Source organism: Vibrio sp. HENC-03, assembly GCF_000305755.2.
Lineage (GTDB): Bacteria > Pseudomonadota > Gammaproteobacteria > Enterobacterales > Vibrionaceae > Vibrio > Vibrio owensii.
The window spans coordinates 910905-925778 of record NZ_JH976064.1 but is presented as its reverse complement, the minus strand read 5'-3'; the positions used below and the strand labels follow the sequence as shown (position 1 = coordinate 925778).

16 protein-coding genes and 1 riboswitch are annotated in these 14874 nt (G+C 45.7%); of the genes, 11 read left to right on the top strand and 5 right to left on the bottom strand.

The features are described 5' to 3' along the window. Positions 1-171: 171 nt before the first annotated feature. Positions 172-1728, bottom strand: a complete 1557-nt coding sequence (locus VCHENC03_RS19210) for a DUF3612 domain-containing protein (RefSeq protein WP_005438205.1) — start codon at positions 1726-1728, stop codon at positions 172-174. Positions 1729-1902: 174 nt separating this feature from the next. Between VCHENC03_RS19210 and VCHENC03_RS19215 the strand changes: the two genes are divergently transcribed. After that, a complete protein-coding gene (locus tag VCHENC03_RS19215; protein ID WP_005438204.1) occupies positions 1903-2481 on the top strand; it encodes a malate synthase in 579 nt (192 codons plus the stop codon). A gap of 119 nt (positions 2482-2600) precedes the next feature. On the opposite strand, the gene gefA is transcribed toward VCHENC03_RS19215, so the two are convergent. Next, complete coding sequence (gene gefA, locus VCHENC03_RS19220; protein ID WP_005438203.1) at positions 2601-3614, bottom strand: diguanylate cyclase GefA; 1014 nt, start codon at positions 3612-3614, stop codon at positions 2601-2603. A gap of 298 nt (positions 3615-3912) precedes the next feature. Between gefA and VCHENC03_RS19225 the strand changes: the two genes are divergently transcribed. The 3 genes from VCHENC03_RS19225 to VCHENC03_RS19235 are packed head-to-tail and all read left to right on the top strand — an operon-like array spanning position 3913 to position 7516. Then, a complete protein-coding gene (locus tag VCHENC03_RS19225; protein ID WP_032802185.1) occupies positions 3913-5265 on the top strand; it encodes a DASH family cryptochrome in 1353 nt (450 codons plus the stop codon). Continuing rightward, a complete protein-coding gene (locus VCHENC03_RS19230; protein ID WP_009705090.1) occupies positions 5265-6809 on the top strand; it encodes a cryptochrome/photolyase family protein in 1545 nt (514 codons plus the stop codon). The genes VCHENC03_RS19225 and VCHENC03_RS19230 overlap by 1 nt, the downstream gene beginning before the upstream one ends. Next, positions 6809-7516 carry an SDR family oxidoreductase gene (locus VCHENC03_RS19235; protein WP_009705089.1) on the top strand — a complete coding sequence of 236 codons (708 nt, stop codon included), beginning with the start codon at positions 6809-6811 and terminating at the stop codon, positions 7514-7516. Before VCHENC03_RS19230 ends, VCHENC03_RS19235 begins: the two co-directional genes overlap by 1 nt. Before the next feature lie 61 nt (positions 7517-7577). Here the strand turns inward: VCHENC03_RS19235 and VCHENC03_RS26655 are convergent, their stop codons facing one another. Beyond that, positions 7578-7724, bottom strand: a complete 147-nt coding sequence (locus VCHENC03_RS26655; RefSeq protein WP_005374142.1) for a DUF2256 domain-containing protein — start codon at positions 7722-7724, stop codon at positions 7578-7580. A gap of 44 nt (positions 7725-7768) precedes the next feature. Then, positions 7769-8911: a peptide-methionine (R)-S-oxide reductase MsrB gene (msrB, locus tag VCHENC03_RS19240; protein ID WP_009705088.1), complete on the bottom strand. Its 1143-nt coding sequence runs from the start codon at positions 8909-8911 to the stop codon at positions 7769-7771. A 185-nt stretch (positions 8912-9096) separates the two neighbouring features. Here msrB and VCHENC03_RS19245 point away from each other — a divergent pair, with 185 nt between their 5' ends. The 4 genes from VCHENC03_RS19245 (at position 9097) to VCHENC03_RS19260 (ending at position 11376) form a co-directional block, all read left to right on the top strand. Continuing rightward, complete coding sequence (locus tag VCHENC03_RS19245; RefSeq protein ID WP_005438193.1) at positions 9097-9495, top strand: OsmC family protein; 399 nt, start codon at positions 9097-9099, stop codon at positions 9493-9495. Positions 9496-9606: 111 nt separating this feature from the next. Beyond that, positions 9607-10161 (top strand): sugar O-acetyltransferase, encoded by a 555-nt coding sequence (locus VCHENC03_RS19250; RefSeq protein ID WP_009705087.1) that lies wholly within the window; start codon positions 9607-9609, stop codon positions 10159-10161. A gap of 121 nt (positions 10162-10282) precedes the next feature. Next, positions 10283-11098, top strand: coding sequence for a hypothetical protein (locus VCHENC03_RS19255; protein ID WP_009705086.1), 816 nt, complete (start codon positions 10283-10285; stop codon positions 11096-11098). A gap of 44 nt (positions 11099-11142) precedes the next feature. Beyond that, positions 11143-11376 carry a hypothetical protein gene (locus VCHENC03_RS19260; protein ID WP_009705085.1) on the top strand — a complete coding sequence of 78 codons (234 nt, stop codon included), beginning with the start codon at positions 11143-11145 and terminating at the stop codon, positions 11374-11376. Between the two features lie 73 nt (positions 11377-11449). Here VCHENC03_RS19260 and VCHENC03_RS19265 read toward each other — a convergent pair whose 3' ends face one another. Further along, entirely contained in the window at positions 11450-11632 is a 183-nt protein-coding gene (locus VCHENC03_RS19265; protein ID WP_009705084.1) for a hypothetical protein, read from the bottom strand. A gap of 360 nt (positions 11633-11992) precedes the next feature. Further along, positions 11993-12090: riboswitch (guanidine-I (ykkC/yxkD leader) on the top strand. 66 nt (positions 12091-12156) lie between these two features. Here VCHENC03_RS19265 and VCHENC03_RS19270 point away from each other — a divergent pair. From VCHENC03_RS19270 to VCHENC03_RS19280, 3 genes are read left to right on the top strand one after another with little or no spacing between them, the layout of a single operon-like run. Beyond that, positions 12157-13230 (top strand): putative urea ABC transporter substrate-binding protein, encoded by a 1074-nt coding sequence (locus VCHENC03_RS19270; RefSeq protein WP_232310316.1) that lies wholly within the window; start codon positions 12157-12159, stop codon positions 13228-13230. A gap of 33 nt (positions 13231-13263) precedes the next feature. Next, positions 13264-14094 (top strand): ABC transporter permease, encoded by an 831-nt coding sequence (locus VCHENC03_RS19275; RefSeq protein WP_009705082.1) that lies wholly within the window; start codon positions 13264-13266, stop codon positions 14092-14094. Then, on the top strand, positions 14087-14872 hold the full coding sequence (locus VCHENC03_RS19280) for an ABC transporter ATP-binding protein (RefSeq protein ID WP_009705081.1): 786 nt from the start codon (positions 14087-14089) through the stop codon (positions 14870-14872). The genes VCHENC03_RS19275 and VCHENC03_RS19280 overlap by 8 nt, the downstream gene beginning before the upstream one ends. Positions 14873-14874: the final 2 nt, after the last annotated feature.

The following is a 14874-nucleotide window of genomic DNA, read 5'->3' as shown; positions in this document are numbered from 1 at the left end:
ATCAAGATCGAAGAAAAAACGGAGTTTTAAAAGTTGGCACGCATCGTGCTTTATAGAGAGTGACCCTTATTAAGCCGAGGGTCACCTAGCCAACTGACGTTGTTAGTGAATACACATTGTTCACAGATATATACCGCCAATCACCTTTATTGTGATTGGCGTTTTTTCTTTCTAGAGGTCAAGAATTTGCACCTCATCGCCCGCTTCCCCTGAATCTCCGCACTTGTTGTAACAGCTTGGCTGTCTTGGACACACCGCACCTCTCGAACAAATCAATCGAGCTTGAGTTTGAATCCCACGTTCAATCCAGTTGATGTTGAGTATCTTAGCTATCGTGGTGAGATCTTTCTTAATGTGCTGAGGAATCACAGTACTACCGCCTGACGATACACATAGAGACTTCAACTCTTCTGCAATCGCAATAGCATCGCCACCTTGGGCTGAAATCGCAGGGTTGAGGTCTATACCTGCACACAGAACACGATTGTTACCGGCTGGGTCGAAGACGTTGACCGATTCACAGCAGTAGATACGCGGCTCATTACCGACATTTAGAATCGAAATTTGTGCAGAGCTGGTATCCAATGGTTGGGACAAGCGACGGAATACTGCCCAATGCTGACAAGGGTCGTTTACCTTGCGCATGTTACCCCAAGGAAGCGGGATACCATTACCGCGATACACGGCTTTGAGTTTGCCCGGACCATAAGCATCGAAGTAATGCCAGTGCGGGTAGGGCGATACCACCGTCATGCGACGCATTGCGACCGAAGGGGAGACGCCAGCTTTTTTATGAACATCGATTTCATAGCCAGAGCGGTCAAGCAACTGACGAAATGGCACTTTTGGACACAGCAAGGCACCGGCAAAGAAGCTTGACTCAAAATCGCGCCATGCTTGCAGAATGTCTTGTGAGTTGAGCTCAGAGTTTGAAACCTGCGAGCCACTTTGCTCCCAGTTGTTCTGATGCCCAATAGACAGCACGTTACTCATACCATCACTGCTGTGCAGCACTCGATGGCCGATGTACACAGCTAGGTCGTACTTCAAACGTGTTGGGTAATCACGCATGCGTTTGTTGAGGTAAATCGTCCCCGGCGCTTCCATAAACGACGTGATCAACTGCTTTGCACTCACGCCAAGCTCATCAATCACATCTTGCGGTGCGCGGTCTACCCAGCGAATATCCAACCCCATGCTTTTTGCAATGTCGATCAGATCTTCCACTGACAGATTAAGTCGCTTTAAGCCCACTTCTTCCGCTGCCCGTTCCAGATCTGGGAAGTGGTTTTGGTGGTTTTCTTGGTGTGCTCGAATCAATAGATGAGCAAACTGCCGCCCTGTGATACCAGTTTGGGAGAGCATTTCTGGTATCGCGATTTGCAAGATATCGTTAGAGAACAGGAAGCTGGGTTCGAGCGCCATCCCGTTAATGCCGCCACGGTTACCTTTATTGGGCGTGATGGCTTCGAGCTCTGGCTCGTCGTCCAAAAACCAAGCGGGTTCTTTTTGGAAAACTTCGGCGATCACTTCCAACATATCGATGCTCGGTACGCGTTTTCCACGTTCGATCATCGACAGATAAGAAACCGACGGCGCGTATTCAGGATTGATCCTAACGCAGCGCGCAGACAAATCTTCCATCGTTAAATGGTTATTCTTCCTTAGGTTACGAATTTTCGTCCCTAAGAAATGTGATTGGCGGATAAGACTTTTTGACACAGACATTTTGTAAAATTCACATTGTAAAATTTTTGTTGTGAAATTGTAGTCAAAATTTCGCTAGTCTACATAATGAGCAGGCAAGGAAATTAACCATCCACTTCACAGATTTGCCTGAAACTTAAACGGAAGTTTTAAGTTTTTACTCTAGGAAGAGTGTTTAAGTGCGAGGAAACGACGATGAATATGCTGAATTTCGATAAAAAAGACATCCAACAACAAGAACGCCCATTTATCGCTGAAGCCGTATTTGCCGTCGAGGCGGTAAGTGCTGAACAGCAGAGCGAGAAACAAGTTAAGGCGAAACAACTACTAGACCGTATGTTCCCATTGGAGAACGGTTCTCACCAAGACGTATCAAGCTACGTGATCGACTACCGCCATGTAATGGCTTACTTCAAAGACGGCACCCACAGCGGTCTTAAGAGCCCAAAGCATTTTGTAGCGTACACTGGCGAGAAAGAAGACCCTAAATCGATTCTGTTTAAAGACGAATCAGGTAGCCACGCAGAAGTGATGTTTGGTTGTCACAAAGGCACCGGTTGTGTGGAGTTGATGGACATCGACGATATCCAATTGGAAACACGCACCACCTTTAGCCCTGAACTAACCGGCAATGCACCAACTGCGATGCGCCACTGGATCAGCCTAATCAAAGGCGATAAGAAAGGTAAACCAATGGCATGCAGTGAAGACAAAGAATACACCGCGAAAAACGGCGATGATTACTTCTTAAGCTACTGCTACAGCATTGATTAATGATTTAAGAAACAAATAACGAGCCAGCCCAAGAAAGACAAAACCCCAAGCAAGCGCTTGGGGTTTTGTTTATATTTTTAGCCTGTGTGAATTGCTTTCGCTAGTTTGCTTTACTGGCGTTACAGGGGCATCACACGGTTGCGACCCAGTTGTTTGGCTTCGTAGAGCTGTTTATCCGCTTTGTTCACTAAGCTTTCTGGCGTATCACCTACTTCAAACTCGGCCACACCAAACGATGCGGTAATGCTTTGCACTTGAGTGCCAGAGCGTTTGTCACGGACGCGAAGTTTCTCAATCATTCGACGCAAAGTGTCTGCGTATTGGCGAGCAATACGTAGCGACTTATTCGGGATAATAACGGCGAACTCTTCACCACCAAAACGATAAGCGCTGATACCATCACGGCAGCTTTGTTGCAGACGGCGCGCAATGGCTTTAATCACTGTATCGCCAAACAAATGGCCGTAGTTATCGTTAAACGCTTTGAAGTGATCAATATCCAACATCACCAAGGTCATTGCTTGGTTACTGTCGATCAGCATTTGCAGGTCGTTATCGAAAGCACGGCGGTTGTATAGGTTTGACAGGCCATCAAACAGCGCGTCTTTTTGTACTTCAGCAAGCTGGTTTTTAAGACGGGAGATCTCTTCACTGGCCGTGGTGAGTTGGCTATTTAGGAATTTGGTGGAATGGCGGATCTCGCGGGATTCAACGACAAGCTGACGAACAACATTCATCACTTCTTCGATGCTTAGGCTGTTATCTTCAACTTTTTCTAGTTTGTTGAAGCTCTTGTCCACCATGTCTGAGAAGGATGAAGTATCCGTAATGGTGTCACTCATTGAGCTAGAGACTTCACCCAGCAGCACTTCGACGTTCGTTTTGAGCTCTTCTAAGCTGGTTTCAGCTTTGCTCGCCACGTAGTTGTTGTAGAGCTGCTTATGCATAGCGGGTGGACAGACGTCATAATTCTCCAGAACCATATCTAACTCTTGGTTTAGTTCTGGGATCGTCTTGTCTACGTAGGTGTACCACAGCGCGTAGTTGGCAGGTGTCGCCGCTACGTGGTTCTTTATCATTAGTGGCACCGCTTTTTTTAGATTCGCGGTTGATTTCTTAAATTCGTCGGTCATTTCTGCGGTGTTACAAGCAAAATGGAATTAGGCTAAGGGTAACGGATATAAAACAATATCGCTTTAATTTTTGTCATTTTTGCTTGGTTTTCTTAAAAAAAATGAGCAAATAATCAAACAGTTTCATGAATGTAAGGTTTGATTATTAAATTTGATAAAATTATCCGTAACATTCTGTTTACTAAAGAGGTTTGTTTGATGGAGTTTTGAGCAATGTCGATGGCACGCTGATCGTGACCAACGAAGATGCGTAAAAACTGGCATGCGCGCAATAGAAAAGAGCCAAAAGGAGCTTCTTTTGAACAAAACAATCGGACTGTACTGGTTTACCAACGATTTAAGATTGCACGACAATCCGCTCCTACTAAGAGCTTCTGCAGAAGTTGATATGCTTATCTGCATATACTGCTATCCAAAAGTGTCCTCCTATCTAAAGCAATACGCACAAGAGCCGGAGTTCGGGTTTGCCAAACAGCAGTTTTTGGATGAGTCGCTGCATTGCCTGAATTTGTCTTTGAATGCGCTTAATCAGCGTTTGCAGGTTGTTGACTTACATCCGTATCAAGCCGTCAAGCACGCTGCTGACAAACTTGGCGTGACGCACCTCTATGTGGATGCGGTTGCTGGATCAGACGAACAAGATGTGGTCGATAAGATTCAGGCAGAAGCGCCCCATTTAGCGGTTATTCAAAGTGAAGTACGTAGCTTGTTCTCTGTCGAAGATTTACCGTTTGAGCTTGAAGCGCTTCCTGACACCTTCACCAAGTTCCGAAAAAAGGTTGAGAAACTTGCTCTCGCTGAACCTGTAGAAGCAGTAACAACTTTGCCTCCACTGCCAGACGGACTCGCACTGCCGACGTTGAGTTTGACCCGTGACATCCAACCAAGCCTGTTTACCGGCGGTGAGCGAGCAGGGCTTGAACATTGTCGTCAGTATTTTGCTTCAACACTAGCAAGTGAATACAAACAAACGCGCAACGGTTTAGATGGCATGGATTACTCCACCAAGTTCTCTCCTTGGTTAGCTCATGGGTGTCTTTCTCCGAAAACCATTTATGCCATGTTGAAACGTTATGAAGCCGCGAATGGCGCAAATGATTCAACCTATTGGATTTACTTCGAACTGCTTTGGCGTGAGTACTTTTATTGGTATGCACGTCGATACAAGCGGCAGCTGTTCCGATTCGGTGGCATCCAAAATCAAGCACCACTCACCAGCTTTTACGCGCACCGTTTCCAGCAATGGAAGAAAGGTGAAACGCCATTTCCTATCGTGAACGCGTGTATGCATCAGCTAAATGAAACCGGTTATATGTCGAATCGTGGCAGGCAGTTAGTCGCCAGCTGTTTAGTGCATGAGCTTGGCCTCGATTGGCGTTATGGCGCGGCGTACTTTGAGTCACAACTGGTTGATTACGATGTGGCATCGAACTGGGGAAATTGGCAATACTTAGCAGGCGTTGGTGCTGATCCGCGTGGTTCACGACAATTCAATCTCGAAAAGCAAACCGAAATGTACGATCCGCACATGGAGTTCATCGATAAGTGGCAAGGTCGTTGTGCTGGTGCACATTTGGATAGTGTAGACATGGTCGATTGGCCTATCGTAATGGGCAGCAGTGATAAAGCTTCGTCATCGGAGAAACCGTAATGCAATTTGAAACCGTACGATTGATCTTGGGCGATCAACTTAACAGTGAGCACTCTTGGTTTCAGCAACCGGATGAGAAAGTGCTTTACCTGATTTCAGAGCTCAAGCAAGAGAATACTTACGTCACGCATCATATTCAGAAAGTGTGTGCGTTCTTTTCTGCAATGGAACAGTTTGCGAAAGAGCGTCAGAGCGAAGGTCATCAAGTTCTGCACCTCACGTTGGATGACACACAATCCTTCGACGATCTTGAGCAAGTCTTGCAACACTACGTGAGCGAAGTTGGTGCAAGTAAGTTTGAATATCAACGCCCCGATGAATACCGTTTAATAGAGCAGTTAGCCAAACTAAAGCTTGATGGGGTCGTTACACGTTGTGTCGATTCGGAACACTTTTTGTTGCCGTTTGAGGAAATTGAATCGCAATTCCCTCAAGGCAAACACATCATGATGGAGCACTTTTACCGCCGTATGCGCAAGCGCTTCGACATCTTGATGCAAGACGGAAAACCCGTCGGCGGAAAATGGAATTACGATGCCAATAACCGTAATAAGCTCAAAGCCAAAGATATTGAACAACTGCCACAACCTTTGATGTTCAGTACCGACGTGCGCGATGTTACTGGGCGGTTGGCACGACATGACATCAAAACTATCGGAAATCTCGAAGGGGATTTGTTGTGGCCAATTAATCGCGCGCAAAGCCTCTCTTTACTCGCGCATTTCTGCCAAGTCTGTTTACCGTTGTTCGGACGTTTTCAAGACGCCATGACAGGTCAGCACGATGCTAAGTGGAGCTTGTACCACAGCCGAATTTCATTCTCGCTCAACAGCAAATTGCTGCACCCGAGAGAAGTCATTGATGCATCACTCAAGGCATTTCATTCCAACGCGGACATCGACATTTCTCAAGTCGAAGGGTTTATTCGCCAAATCTTAGGATGGCGAGAATACATCCGAGGCGTCTATTGGGCGAACATGCCTCATTACCCGAAAAAGAATGAGTTGGGCGCAGACAGAAAGCTGCCAGATTTCTTCTGGAATGGCGAAACTAAAATGGCCTGTGTGCGCAATGCGATTGAGCAGTCTCTCGATTATGCCTACGCACACCACATCCAACGTTTGATGGTCACAGGTAACTTTTGTTTGCTAACCGAGATAGATCCAGACCAAGTGGATGGGTGGTATCTCGGTATCTATGTGGATGCAATTGAGTGGGTAGAAATGCCAAACACTCGTGGCATGGCGTTGTTTGCGGATGGCGGCATTGTTGGCACCAAACCTTACGCGGCGAGTGGCTCTTACATCAACAAAATGAGCGATTACTGCAAGGGTTGCCATTACGACAATAAATCGCGCAGTGGAGAAGGGTCGTGTCCGTTTAACAGCTTGTATTGGCGCTTTATGAACAAGCACGACAAGCGTCTCGCAACCAACCCACGAATCGGGATGATTTTCCGCTCTTGGGACAATATGGAAGAACAGCAGCGCCAAGCGATACTTGATACCGCAGAGCACTACATAGAAAACGTGGAGAACTTGTGATGGAAATACTCATCGTCGGTGGCAATGGTGGAATTGGTTTGGCGATGGTTCAAGAAGCCGCAGCTCGGTTCCCTCAAGCGCACGTGCATGCCACTTATCGTAAGCAGCAACCAGATTGGCAACATCCAAATGTCGTTTGGCATCAAGTGGATGTATCGCAAGACGAGCAGGTAAAAGCGTTCAGTGAGCAGATTGAACATGTCGATTGGTTAGTGAACTGTGTTGGTATGTTGCACACCCAAGAGAAAGGCCCTGAGAAGAATCTTAGCTCGCTCGACGCAGACTTTTTTCAGCAAACCATCATGGTTAATACTCTGCCAAGTTTGCTGTTGGCGAAATATTTCACGCCCAAGCTAAAGCGCAGTACTGCACCTAAGTTTGCGACCATTTCGGCCAAAGTTGGCAGCATTAGCGATAATCAGTTAGGTGGTTGGTACAGCTATCGAGCATCGAAAGCCGCATTAAACATGTTCCTTAAAACCATGTCGATCGAATGGCAAAGAATGGTCAAACACGGCACTGTGCTGTCACTTCACCCAGGCACCACAGATACAGTTTTGTCGGCACCTTTTCAAACCAATGTGCCAGAGGGAAAGCTGTTTACACCAGAGCGAGTAGCTAAGGATCTATTAGGCTTGATAGAAAAAGCAACCCCGCAAGATAGCGGGGCTTTTTGGGCTTATGATGGGACGTTATTGCCTTGGTAAGAAAACGCACACAAACGTTGATACAAAGGAAATAGCGTTTCCCAGAGAGGGTCGGAGTGACCTACGTTTTCGTTGATTTATTTCTTCGGCAACGCTCAGAACAATAAACGATTTCCTCCCAATTTCGCGCCCACTTCTTTCTCCAAGAAAATGGGCGCTGACAGACCGGACAGACTTTCATGGGAAGGTTGGATTTAAAACCTTTCATTACGCTGAATGTTCACTCCTAATTTGGTTAAAACAGTGGTCTAGCTACTTATCAAATAGGTACAGGTAATCGCCGTAGCCTAAACTCGCCATCTTGTTCACTGGTACAAACTCCATTGCAGCTGAGTTCATGCAGTAACGTAATCCCGTTGGCTTAGGGCCATCTTTAAATACATGGCCAATATGCGAATCACCAAACTTACTGCGGATCTCAGTGCGCGGATAAACCAGTTTAAAGTCGGTTTTCTCTACGATGTAGCCTGGGTTAATTGGTCTGGTAAAGCTTGGCCAACCTGTACCCGATTTGTACTTATCCGTTGATGAGAACAAAGGCTCACCAGTGACAATATCAACGTAAATGCCTGCTTCTTTGTTGTCCCAATACTTGTTGTTAAAAGGACGCTCCGTACCTTCTTCTTGTGTCACGTAGTATTGAAGCTCAGTCAATTTAGCTTTGATTTCTTTGTCTGAAGGTTTCTCGTACACCTTCACTTTCGTCACCAACTCTTTTTCGTTGATAAGTTCACGCAGTGTTTTTGGGTTCTCTTTACGGTCTTCACCAAACACTTCGTCGAGGTACTTATCGCGACCTGATGCGTAGCGGTAGTATTTGTACTTCAGGCTACTCTTCTTGTAGTAATCCTGATGGTACGACTCCGCAGGGTAGAACTTTTCAAACTCGATCAGTTCTGTTTTCAACGGTTTTGGATAGATCATCGCCTTGTCGATTTCCATCATAAACTGCTCAGCAATCTGTTTTTGCTCCGCATTATGATAGAAGATCGCCGGGCGGTATTGGGGACCACGGTCGACGAATGAGCCTTTGTCGTCAGTCGGGTCGATATGGCGGAAGAAGTAGTCCAGCACTTGTTCGTAGTTTACGACAGCAGGATCGTACTTCACCTCAATCACTTCAATATGGCCAGATTTGCCAGAAGACACTTGTCGATAAGTCGGGTTTTCTAAATCACCGCCTGAGTAACCAGAGACAACATCTAACACGCCGGGCAATTGTTCTAAGTCTGATTCGGTACACCAGAAGCAGCCACCTGCAAGTGTTGCGATGTCAGTTTTACCAGATGCGTTCATCTTATCCATGGTATCGGCGGTACCTGTTTTACTTAGCAAGATGAACAGTACAGGGAGTGTGAATGAGAATCCCACCAATAGCTTAGATACTTTCTTCATAACTTCCTCAAACGTCATTTTTCTCAATGAATGTTACGTAAGAAGACAGAAGTAAGAGCGAAAAAATTGCAGTGATTACGAAAAATTCTTTGCCCTTTCTCGCAACAGGGCTACAGTAACGGCACGAAACAAGCGCTCATTGGTAGAAGGTTTCCGATGAGGCAAAAGCAATAATGAGGGAAACCATGCAAGCAGAAGTAAAATGGGTCGAAGACTTTAAATTCCTCGGTCAGTCTCAATCTGGTCACTCAGTCGTGATGGATGGCAATGGCGGTGCAACGGCACCAAGCCCAATGGAAATGGTGTTGATGGCTGCTGGTGGTTGTAGCTCTGTGGACGTTGTTGATGGTCTAAAATCAGCGGGCCAGAAAGTGGCTTCTGTCAACGCGAAACTCACCACTGAACGTCGTGAAACAGCTCCACGTATCTTCACTCAGGTGAACATTCACTTTGAAGTCTCTGGTGAAGCACTAGACCCAGAAATCGTAGCTAAAGTGGCGGCGGACTCATTAGAAAAATACTGCTCAGTATGTCTAATGTTGGGCGAAGGCGTTGAGATGACTCACAGCTGGGAAATCGTATAACCTCTGCGTGACACAACAACAAAATAGGAAAGAGAAAAGCCCGTGCTTTTCTCTTTTTTTATTCCTCTTTTACGTTAATCTATCTTGGTCAAAAGTTGTAGGAATGATCCAGTGACCGAATTAGAAAAAATGATGTCTGGCCAAGTGTTTAACGGCACAGACGAAGAGATCGAAGCGATCCGTACTCACGCAACTCATGCGTTGAAGGCCTTCAATAACAATACCGACGAATCTCAACGTGATGCTTTGCAAAAGGATCTGTTTGGTAAAGTTGGAATGAGTATGGTCCGAGCGCCGTTCCATTGTGAGTTTGGTAAGACGATTGAAATCGGTGAAGAGACTTTCATCAATATGAATGTCGTCATGCTTGATGGAGCCAAAATCACCATTGGTAGCCACGTACTTATTGGCCCTAGTGTGCAACTTTACACGGCATCACATTCGTTGGATTACCGTAGCCGACTTAAGTGGGAAACGTTTTGTAAACCAATCACCATTGAAGATAGTGTTTGGATTGGTGGCAACTCGGTGATCAACCAAGGGGTCACCATTGGTGCTCGTTCAGTCATTGCTGCTAACTCCGTGGTAAACAGTGATGTTCCACCAGATTGTCTCTATGGCGGTACGCCTGCCAAATTGATTCGTCGCTTAAACGAGGACGAGTAATCACACATACTCACGGCGCTTATTCTCATAATCAATAAGCGCTTGTTTACATATTGGTTTCATTAATTTATAAATTTCATGTGCTTATATTTGTTGCCTACGAAATTTGTAAGAAGAATGTATGAAGCTGAAAGTTGTAAGTATTTGCTTAATTTTTGTTGCGGTGTTTGCGAGTGCTCGCCTCTATTTTGATGCCCAAAAGCTCGCGCTTCCGCAATGTCCCCAAGAAGAAAAAGTCGAGACTTGGGTTCAATTCGTCTTTGACTACTCCATTCTCAGCGATTTCGATATAGAAGCATTGGAAGCACGAATCGAGGAAGACTTAGCCCTTTCAAATCTTATTCTCTCAAACTCATGTATCCCCATGATTCGTAAGAGCGCTGGTTATGAATTCTTCGATGCTCACAACGCGAAGCCAGCAGACATGTTGTCCTCCCATTATGAACTTAATCTGCAACACCGCAATTTGTTGGAGCGTGCGTACCAAGAGCCAAACTTCTATGTTGTGCTAGTGCTAAGTGAAGACAACAGTTACTTTGATTTTGAGTACAAAATCGCCGAAACGTGGGTCGATCTGTTTCCTAACTTTGTGGTTTCTGATGTACGAGCTGCTCCATTCGCCTTGGAGCATGAGCTAGGGCATTTAGCGTGGGCACAACATGATTTAAAAACACTGTCATCTCAGCTTCAGAGTAGAACACTCAACTCCATGACGACAGAGGATAACCAATCACAGATCAAGCGTTATGCTCATGCTGCTTTGTGTGGTGATTCTGGAACCATCATGAGCTACTCAGACAACCTCCTACCTGTGTATTCCAGCCCAAATATTACCTATCAAGATCAAGTCTGTGGGGACGTAGAAACCGCCGACAATGCTCGACGATTAACTGAGTATGCACGAGCGCTGAGGGAGAAGGTCAGTGCGAGGCTTTAACGAGACAATTTTTAGAAAACAGAATCGATTTCAAGGAGCTTATTATGTCTAAAAAGACGGAAGTTGTTATGTGTCCTTCGTGTGGTGTGGAAACGCATCATGTTGTGGTGTTGGTCAGAAAGAAAAGTGCTTTTGAGGGAGATAAGAATCGCAGTAAGAAGGAGTTCATTTCTGGTTTTCTAAAAAGCACAGTCTTTGGTGCTTTCCTTGCGTCTATGGATGAGTTCTCTCGTCATCTAATCTGCGAAAACTGCGGCAACAAGATCATTCAAGATTGATCGTGATAATTCACCCACCAATCAAACAAAAATGAGCTCCAATTTGAGCTCATTTTTTATCGATGCCTGTTACTTAAGAATGGAAGATGACTTGCTCGTCTTCCGTCATTACCAGCGTCGCTTTGTTTTGCTCAATAAGCTGTGCGGCATAAGAAGGCGTCACAGCTTGCATCTCGCCTTTTGCTTTTAGCGTCAGTGATTCCCACGCTTGGTCACGATATTTACCCGCTTGGGTGTATTGAATCAGTACTTTCATAGCTTCACACTCCGGTGTGGTTGACGTGCTACTTAAGTTAGCGCTCCTATGATGGTTGCGCACCTGTTAAAAATGAAACATTAGATTAACCAAATGCTAAGAAGTGCAGATTGAGTCTATCTCGCACCATTCTTATTGGTCAGATTCCAAAGGTATTTTGCGGTTCTCCATTGCTTTGCACTAACTTGGTGATCCTTGCACTAAGTTAGTGGGCTTTTATGTGGTGGGCTATTACGAACTCCAAGTAAGGTTATGATATTTAAAGGCTTAAGTTTTTGGCATGAGATTTGGATTACTGATAACTGTGTCGCAAGAGCATAAGGTTAGAAGCACAGTTATGTGTATCTAACGGACAATTTGGCAATAGACATCTAGGGTTCCGGCTGTTGATACAGTGTCTGGGTCAAGAGTTGTCAACCTCGCAAGAGGTCACACGGAGGGATAGAAGCCCGGGAGATTAAACCAAGCCATTTGGTTATGTCTCTTGTGTTGATATCTAAGTGTGACTCATGGAGGAGATTCCAATGAAAGCTCGATTCAGGAAAAGCGTACTCACCGCAATGCTTGGCACCACTCTGTTGGCCGCTGCAATTCCCTCAACAGCATTAGCAGAAGAGAAACAGAAGTTTACGCTCGCGTGGTCTATTTATGTAGGTTGGATGCCTTGGGATTATGCAGACCATTCTGGCATTTTAGACAAGTGGGCTGAGAAGTATGGCATTGAGATTGATGTCGTACAGGTCAACGACTATATCGAATCGATTAACCAGTTCACCACCGGTCAGTTTGATGCCACTGTGATGACCAATATGGATGCCTTAACCATTCCTGCTGCAAGTGGCGTAGATTCAACCGCGCTGGTTGTCGGTGACTTTTCTAATGGTAACGACGGTATTGTTCTCAAAGGTGACAAAAGCCTCTCCGATTTAAAAGGCCAATCTATCAACCTCGTTGAACTGAGTGTTTCGCACTACCTAATGGCTCGTGCGCTAGAGAGTGTTGGGCTGAGTGAGCGAGATGTTAAGGTCGTCAATACGTCGGATGCGGATCTGGTCGCCGCGTTTAGCACTAATGATGTCTCTTCCGTCGTGACATGGAACCCACTGCTCAGCGAAATTACTTCTCAACCAGATACCTCTTTTGTTTTCGACTCTTCTGATATTCCTGGCGAAATAATTGACCTTCTTGTGGTGAACACAGACACTCTGAAAAACAATCCTGCTCTGGGCAAAGCACTGACTGGCGCATGGTATGAAATCATGTCGGTCATGCAATCCGACTCCAAAGGCGATGAAGCGAAGTCATACATGGCACAAGCTTCAGGCACAGACCTTGAAGGTTACAAGTCCCAGCTGCAAGCGACCAATATGTTTTACTCCGCCGATGATGCCGTGACTTTTACTCAAAGCCCGAAACTGGCCACGACAATGCAAAAAGTCAGCGAGTTCTCTTTCGAACATGGGTTACTGGGTGATGGTGCTCCGGATGCTAAGTTCATTGGCGTAGAGACGCATGCAGGTGTGTACGGAAACCCAAATAACATCAAACTCCGATTTACTTCTGAATACATGCAAATGGCGGCAGAGAACAAACTGTAATTGCTGTATTTGGTTATTGGAAATGGAGTTGTTATGACCAAAGTTATCAATCGTTACCCATCGAAGTTTGGGCGTGTCATGTTGGGTGTGATGCCTTTCCTAATCATGCTGGCTGTTTATGTCACGGCATCTGATGCCCGGTTAGCTGAAAATTCAGCAGACAAGTTACTGCCAGCATTTAGCAGCTTTGCTGACGCCATTGACCGCATGGCTTTTACGTCAAGCAAGAGAACGGGCGAATACCTCATGTGGGTAGACACCAGCGCCAGTTTGGTTCGTCTTGGTTGGGGTATAGGGATCAGTGCACTGCTTGGACTTTCGTTAGGGATTGCTACTGGCATCATTCCTTTGGTGCGCTCGTCTTTGTCACCGGTGATTACCGCGGTTTCACTGATTCCACCTATGGCGATTCTACCTATTCTGTTTATCTCGTTTGGTGTCGGTGAAGTATCAAAGGTGGTGCTGATCGTGGTCGGAGTGTGCCCGATCATTATTCGAGACATTCAGCTACGTGTGCAAAGTTTACCTGATGAGCAACTCATCAAAGCTCAGACTCTTGGGGCTAATAGTTGGCAGATCATTGTCCGAGTCATCTTGCCCCAAATCATGCCCAAATTGATTGAAGCTGTGCGACTCACATTAGGCAGTGCATGGCTGTTCTTAATTGCGGCAGAAGCGATTGTCGCAACAGAGGGCTTGGGTTATCGAATCTTCCTTGTTCGTCGTTATTTATCAATGGATGTGATCTTGCCATACGTTTTGTGGATCACGATTTTAGCCTACTGCATGGATTGGTTATTGCGTTTGGCATCGCAAAAACTAAGCCCTTGGTATCACCAAGCTCAAGGAGAGAATCATGGCTGACCAGCAACCGATTATTGAAATCAATCAAGTGTGGAAAGAGTACGGTGACAACATTGTGCTAGAGCGTTTGAACCTCACGGTGAATCAGGGCGATTTTGTCAGCATTGTAGGAGCTTCTGGGTGTGGAAAAACCACCTTTCTGAATATGTTGCTAGGAACAGAAACACCGTCTAGAGGACGCATACTTTTGGATGGTCAACCTTTGGCTAAAGAACCGAGTGTTGAGCGCGGTATTGTATTTCAAAAGTATTCAGTGTTTCCCCATTTGACTGTACTTGAAAACGTTATGTTGGGTTATGAGTTTGAAGGCAAAGGCGTAACCAGCACTTTGTTTGGGCGTTTACTAGGTGCCAAAAGACAACAAGCAAAGCAACAAGCTCAAGCCATGCTAGAGCAGGTCGGGCTCATTGCGGCTCAAGATAAGTATCCCCATGAGTTGTCAGGTGGCATGAGACAAAGACTGTCGATTGCTCAAGCTTTGATCAAGAAGCCAAGAATACTCCTACTGGATGAACCGTTTGGTGCACTTGATCCAGGTATTCGAAAGGACATGCACACCTTGGTTAAGTCTCTGTGGAAAGAGCAGCAACTCACCGTATTTATGATCACACATGATCTCAGCGAAGGTTTTCACCTTGGTAATCGCCTATGGGTGTTTGACCACACTCGACAAGATGACCAAGCCCCGGAAAGGTTTGGCGCTCAAGTGACGTTTGATATCCCGACGGAGCAAATTGAACAAACGCCTCGAGATCTTATTCTCAAGAAAATCGCATAAGG